Annotated in this window: 6 protein-coding genes and 1 pseudogene; 2 read left to right on the plus strand and 5 right to left on the minus strand. The window is 58.6% G+C overall.

The window, feature by feature from the left end:
- Positions 1-20: 20 nt before the first annotated feature.
- The 3 genes from AC0L3H_RS32585 to AC0L3H_RS32595 all read right to left on the minus strand — a co-directional run bounded on the left by AC0L3H_RS32585 (position 21) and on the right by AC0L3H_RS32595 (position 2012).
- Complete coding sequence (locus AC0L3H_RS32585) at positions 21-257, minus strand: hypothetical protein (RefSeq protein ID WP_473588211.1); 237 nt, start codon at positions 255-257, stop codon at positions 21-23.
- 967 nt (positions 258-1224) lie between these two features.
- The gene (locus AC0L3H_RS32590; protein ID WP_473588212.1) at positions 1225-1530 is read right to left on the minus strand and encodes a hypothetical protein; all 306 of its coding nucleotides are present in this window, start codon (positions 1528-1530) and stop codon (positions 1225-1227) included.
- Positions 1527-2012, minus strand: coding sequence for a nucleotidyl transferase AbiEii/AbiGii toxin family protein (locus AC0L3H_RS32595; protein WP_473588213.1), 486 nt, complete (start codon positions 2010-2012; stop codon positions 1527-1529). Before AC0L3H_RS32595 ends, AC0L3H_RS32590 begins: the two co-directional genes overlap by 4 nt.
- Before the next feature lie 349 nt (positions 2013-2361).
- Here AC0L3H_RS32595 and AC0L3H_RS32600 point away from each other — a divergent pair.
- Positions 2362-3152, plus strand: a pseudogene (locus tag AC0L3H_RS32600) (phytanoyl-CoA dioxygenase family protein).
- 614 nt (positions 3153-3766) lie between these two features.
- Here AC0L3H_RS32600 and AC0L3H_RS32605 read toward each other — a convergent pair.
- The gene (locus tag AC0L3H_RS32605) at positions 3767-4099 is read right to left on the minus strand and encodes a putative quinol monooxygenase (RefSeq protein WP_473495672.1); all 333 of its coding nucleotides are present in this window, start codon (positions 4097-4099) and stop codon (positions 3767-3769) included.
- Between the two features lie 4 nt (positions 4100-4103).
- A complete protein-coding gene (locus AC0L3H_RS32610) occupies positions 4104-4487 on the minus strand; it encodes a nuclear transport factor 2 family protein (protein ID WP_473588214.1) in 384 nt (127 codons plus the stop codon).
- Between the two features lie 123 nt (positions 4488-4610).
- Between AC0L3H_RS32610 and AC0L3H_RS32615 the strand changes: the two genes are divergently transcribed.
- Positions 4611-5426 (plus strand): helix-turn-helix domain-containing protein, encoded by an 816-nt coding sequence (locus tag AC0L3H_RS32615; RefSeq protein WP_473588215.1) that lies wholly within the window; start codon positions 4611-4613, stop codon positions 5424-5426.
- Positions 5427-5947: the final 521 nt, after the last annotated feature.

Here is a 5947-nt window from a genome sequence, read left to right on the forward strand (position 1 = left end):
CAATGTCGCCTGATTGCGTTTCAAAAAACGCCCCATGCGCCATCTGCGCCAAACTTCGGCCCCCGTGCAAAGCCCTCGTTACGCGTGAGACCGGTGAATTCGTCTATTCCCCCTGTGCCAACGCCGCTGTCCACTTTGGCCACGGTCTCGAATACGTAGTAAGTATCGTATTCCGCCTCTCCACTTTTCGGGAAGTCTGCTGCAATTACGGGAACCGAGCACAGCGTAAAGAGAGCCACTAGCGATGTAATTTTCATGGTAAACCTCCACCGTAGAGCCGGGCTGCCACCCCGGCTGCGTGCCGGGCAGGCTCGCCAATCATCCAGTATAAGTCCGCGAAACACGTCTAAGCAACATGTCGGCGCGTGTATTCGGGCGTCGAATTCGCGAATTCAACTACAGCCCTTTGATCTGGCTGTTGAAGACCCTAGTTTGGGGACAGGCAAAAAAGACTGGTCTTCCGCCCGATGCGGATCTTGTGGCATGACCGAACGATGCGTTGGGTCGGCTTGGGCCGTTGCGCAAAGGGAAGGTTTGGAGAAGCGCCGCGAATGACAGGTTTATGGCGCAACCGCGACCTCCAAATGTTTCCTGTCAATGTCTGCTTACGGGTAAGTGGCAAAGCTAGCGGCGTAGGGTATCCCTGCGGCCAAGGCCGTGGCGGCTATGATTTCGGGTGACGGACTTCCGCCGGAGGTTTCGGCGGTTTGTGCCACCTGCCGCCCTGCTTTCCGCGCTTAGGCGATCGCCAAAACCGTGCCGACATTCGTAAGGTTCGACACTGCATCTAATGCGACTTTCGGGCCGCGAGTCGCTCGATGGACGTCAGTGGCCAGCCTTTGAATTTCTCGTTCCCGGAATGCACAGGTAGCGCTTCTGATTACACAGCGCCGCCAACCGCGAGTGGAGCGGTTCTGGTGGTCGGAGGCGACCCGTCGGGTGCCCAGCGCTGCGTTGGTGGAACATGTGATCCTCTCCTCCGCGATCGCAAACATAAGGCAGCCAAGTGGCAACGCAAAACTGCTCATCAGGTCCGGTCCGTTCACGCCAATCGCGATGCCGGACGCTTCTTCTCGACTGCGCGCGACGACCTATCCTTGGAGTGGGCATAGCCCTCGTTCTAAGGCCATGATGCCGTCGCGCGCCCCGCAAGGCCACGTCACAGGACATTAAACAGGTAAAGCAAGATGATCACGACCAGTGGAACTCCCAACAGCCATAAAATTAGTCCGCGTACCATTGTAGCTCTCCGACTTCTTCGATGTTGGAGATCAACGTAAGCAGTATCGAGCGGGTTCCGTTTTCCCATACCCATCCTAATTGTCGTTGTTTCCTAGCAGCGCCGGCCTCCATGATGAGGTTGCGATGTTCCGGTCCATAGTAAAGTTGTTCTCCCCAACCTCCACTGCCGATCCCACCGAACAGCTGCTCGATGGCATCCCTGAACCCTTCCGTCGCGTGACTAAAATCAAAGCGCGTCGCTTTCGGACATTTGATGTACTTGTCCCAAACGCCGCCGAAAAACGTCAAGGGAATGCCAAGCAATATGCTTTTGGCCGCGGCCGGGCTGGCACTGAAATGGTCTTGTCCAAGAACGTGCGAAGGACCAATCCGCGGTCTAAGTCGATCGAGCGGTCGATAAACGTCGAGTAGACCAAATCGAAAAGGTCATGGGAATGGCGGCGCTGGATGAGGCACTTCAGTTTGGTGGCAATCACCTCTTCCAGGGCCATGCAGGTAATCTCGGCCGAACAAACGTCTGCGTCCGAGTACGGATGGATAAGCCTGCGGGTAGTGGAAGGCAGGTGAAGTCGATCGAAGTCGGTCACATCGAGTTTGACACTGATGGTCAAGTCGTCTTGAACGCCGAAGAAGTCGGTGAAGTACACCCGTCCTTTGTAAGAGTGGCGCGTGCTGTCCACCATCGGACCGAGCTCAAAAGTGTTCCGATGAATCAAAAACTCCACGCTGCATGCGGCCTGTGCGCTGAGACAAGCGTTGTTGATTTCCATTGCTGTGAGCTCGGCATCGACAGCGTCATTCGCAACATCCACTAAAGAGCATCACGCGTTGCAGCCCTGTTTGCACCAGCTCTCGGGCCCTACCCTACCGGTCCGCTTTGCGCCCCATATCAGCCATTTGATCCATTCCGCAGTTTTCTGGAAAGCGGACATCGCTATCTGGCTCCGCGACTATCCATTGTTGCAAGAAAAAAGTTCAACTGCTAAGCACGCCCAATCATGATGTTTAAGTCCACATTCTTCCCGCTGAGCTGGACGACCCACAATCGTCGCGGCACATAGGTGCCCTTTCAGATCATAACGGCCTATCCCGCGTGGAGGCCGTGCGGAGAATTATTGAATGTCGGAAGCTTCCCATTCCGGTCTGAGCCAGGCTCAGATCGCGCACTTCATTGAACATGGATATATCAAACTAAAAGGTGCCTTCGATGGCGATCTGGCCCGACAAGGGCGGGACCAGCTTTGGAGCGCGATGGGCCTTTCCCCTGACGCGCCCGAGACATGGAAGCAGCCAGTTGTCCGGTTCGACTTCATGACGGGCAAGCTTTTCGTCAACGCCGCCAACACCCCGCTCCTGCACGCATCGTACGATGCCTTGGTCGGCGAGGGCCGTTGGTTGAGACCCAGTGGCCTGGGAACCTTCCCGGTCCGTTTCCCCTCGCCAAACGATCCGGGTGATGCGGGATGGCACGTCGATGCCAGCTTCGGAACCGACAACCCCGATTTCATGCAGTGGCGGGTCAACGTGAAAGCAGCGGCCGCGCCCTGCTCATGTTGTTCCTCTTCTCCGATGTTGGGGAACTGGATGCGCCGACCAAGATCCGCAAAGGGTCGCATCGCGCGATCGCCGAGCAGTTGCTGCCATTTGGAGAGGGTGGCCTCACGCTCGGCGAACTGGCCGCTGACGGCTTCGCATCGACTGCAGACTGCGAAGAAGTGCTGGCGACCGGAGAAGCTGGGACCGTTTATCTCTGCCATCCCTTCTTGGTCCACTCTGCGCAACCGCATTGCGGAGCCAAGCCTCGTTTCATGGCCCAACCCCCGCTACTGCCGAAGGGTGAGTTTGACCCGTCGCTACCACCGTCTGCGGTGCAAATAGCCATCCGCAGGGCCATTGGGATGGAGTTCTAAAATCAAGGGGCCAGGGACATACCGTTCCGGGCTCCACCTGCCTTGGCAAAGTCCGCTAATGCGGGCGATTTGTGGGCGTCAACGCATGGTCTCGCCCGTTCACTCGGGTCAGCTTGTGGCCTGCCATTAGCGTATGTCTAAAGACCGATAGGGGGCGCATCGCTGCTCGGCGGCTTCCGACCCTTATCGTGGTCGTTCGGAGCGTATTTGCTGATTCCCGAAAGCTGCCGTTCGGCGGTGATACGCGTCGCGCATGGCAGGCTCCGCGGAGAATAGTGAACAACCTGCATGGAGCACAACCAAGACACAGCGGCTGACAGCGAGCCGCGCCACGAGAGTAGCCCTATCGAGCCTGAGCAGCGCGAGGCCGCCAATCAGTGCAGATACCTCCGAACCAAATCGGAGCGACGGCAAGGGATGGGAGGCAATTGTTATCAGCCGCTCGACAATGTCGATCAAGCTAACATCAGCTTCGTACCGGGTAAATTGGGAGACCTTCGGGATCTCCCAATGTAATACATATAGCCGTGCAACGGCGGCCGGCGTCGGTCACTTGCCGAACCTCCTCCCGCAATAGACTGACGCGCGACGAACTGGTTACACAGCCGCCGGGACTATGGCTCAATGGCGTCGTTCCTGCGCGGTGCCCGGTCGGCGCGAATGGGTTGCCAAGTGGAAATCTCTCGCTCTCCCTCAAGTACGTCTGGAAGGGCATCATGCCAGGCCCTCCGGTAGGGACGAAGCAACTGTACCCGCAGGACGTCCTCGTGGTCCTGCCAGGTCTCGTAAAGCATGAAGGTGTCTGGTGATTCCGGATCCTGATGCAGAACCGCCTCCTCGAACGTTGCTTCTTCGCGCATTGCGTCGAGCACGCCGTGCAACAAGGCGAGGAACGAGGGCCTTTGGGCGGGGATGACCCGAAACTTAATGACATAGGTAACGGACATTGGTTCAGGGCCTCCGCCCGAGGGGTTCGGTAAACTGATGGTCGGAAGCGATGCGGCCGTCCTGGGCAAGTTGAAGGACATCCGAACCCCGGGCATCGATGGCGCCTGTGACCTGATGAACCATGCGCCAGTGAAACTTGATCACACCGTGATGCTCCAGCGGCGCTCCATCGACCTCGAAGCGGTAGTCACCGTCGCGAACGAACTTCGCATGAGCTTCATCAACCCGCGCCTCCAGTGCCTCATAGCCTTGGAACTCACGGGTCGGTGTGAAGTGCCATCCATCCGGCCCCCAGAGTTCCTCCACCCGCCGGCGCCGTTCCACCGGATCTGGTTCATTCCAGGCCGCGATGTAGCGCTCCGCCAGAGCCAAATTGTTTCCTACCATGAGTATGTCTCCTATCGAAAAATCACGGCCAAGATTGGGATGGGATGGTAGTCAAGTCGACTACCTAACAGGTAGTTTCTGCAGCACCTGCGGTTCGTTAGCACCAGGGCACAGAGGCGTGACGTGACGCAATCGGTGGAGACATTCGGGAGCCAGTTGCGGTTGTGGCGAAAGCGACGCCGGTTTTCGCAGCTCGAGTTGGCGCTACGGGCGGACGTCTCCGCGCGCCATTTGGGTTTTGTGGAACTCGGTCGGGCCAATGCCGGCAGAGGGCTCGTGCTAAGATTGGCGGAAGAGCTCGACATGCCCCTGCGGGAGAGGAACACGTGGCTGCGGGCGGCGGGGTTCGCGCCACAGTTCGGGGTCGGGGAGGTAAATGAGCTTCCCATCCACATTAAGTCTGCCATCGCGACCACATTGGAAGCACACAAGCCATTCCCTGCCTTTGCCATTGACCGGCATTGGAACGTCTGCATGTCAAACGCCGCGGTGCCCGAACTCTATGAGGGCGTCATCCCCGAACTGCTGGAGCCGCCGGTAAACGTCATGCGCCTTACCCTTCATCCGGGCGGGCTCGCGCCGCGCATTGTCAACCTGGAGCTCTGGGCGGAGCACTTGCTCGCCCGTCTGCGCCACGAAATCGACCTGACGGCCGACACCGGGCTCATGGTTTTGCTGAGAGAAGGCGAGCAGCTCTATTCGCCGACACGAAAGCTGTCGAAGGGGCATGCCGGGGGGGAGCAGGCGCTAGCACTGCCCTTACAAATCCAGACGCGCCTTGGCCTCCTGTCGTTCCTCAGCACCATCACGGTCTTTGGCACCCCGGCCGATGTACGCCTCTCCGAAATCGCCCTGGAAATGCTCTACCCGGCCGACGAAGCGACCCGTTTGGCCATCGCTTCATCGCCTTCCGCGTCGCGGCAGGTTCCAGTCGCTTAGTAGCGAGGGTCAAGCGCTGGCGACCCTAGCGACCGGGAAACGGAGCTGTCGGCTAACTTGAGCCTCGCTGGCCGAACAAGGCGCCGCCCTTGTCAGATGTTCAGCAATGCGGCTGTCGTTTTGCCTAGGATCGCATCGCAGTCGTGAGAGAGGCCCGTGAAGCCTGCCTCAGCCTGATCGAAGCGAGCAACGAAATCGGGGCTCATAGACGTCGGCCAACCCAGCATACGCCTCTCTGCCCCACGCCCAGGAAATCGAAATGGGGTGCCGCTCTATCGCCGGCTCCAGCGACAGGGGTTGGGGGTGGCAATCCTTGCCGAAACGCCTCGATGATGGCTCGCGGATCTCGTCGACCGTTTTCATGGCGCTCCGCCCAGCCTTCCTTGCTCATCTCGGCGGCGCGCTTCCGACTAACCTGAGTCGCAAATCTGAATGTCCGAAAACCTAGAGCGGGATGAAGAGAGGCTGAATCGAAGGGGGATTCCCAAATCAGCGGGGATTTGATTCAACATGCTGGCTGG

The sequence above is a fragment of the Mesorhizobium sp. WSM4816 genome, assembly GCF_055811535.1.

What these genes read in the sequence shown, in the direction of transcription:
- AC0L3H_RS32585 (WP_473588211.1), bottom strand. Translation starts at nt 257, where the DNA reads ATGAAAATTACATCGCTAGTGGCTCTCTTTACGCTGTGCTCGGTTCCC.
- AC0L3H_RS32595 (WP_473588213.1), bottom strand. Translation starts at nt 2,012, where the DNA reads ATGGAAATCAACAACGCTTGTCTCAGCGCACAGGCCGCATGCAGCGTG.
- AC0L3H_RS32605 (WP_473495672.1), bottom strand. Translation starts at nt 4,099, where the DNA reads ATGTCCGTTACCTATGTCATTAAGTTTCGGGTCATCCCCGCCCAAAGG.
- AC0L3H_RS32610 (WP_473588214.1), bottom strand. Translation starts at nt 4,487, where the DNA reads ATGGTAGGAAACAATTTGGCTCTGGCGGAGCGCTACATCGCGGCCTGG.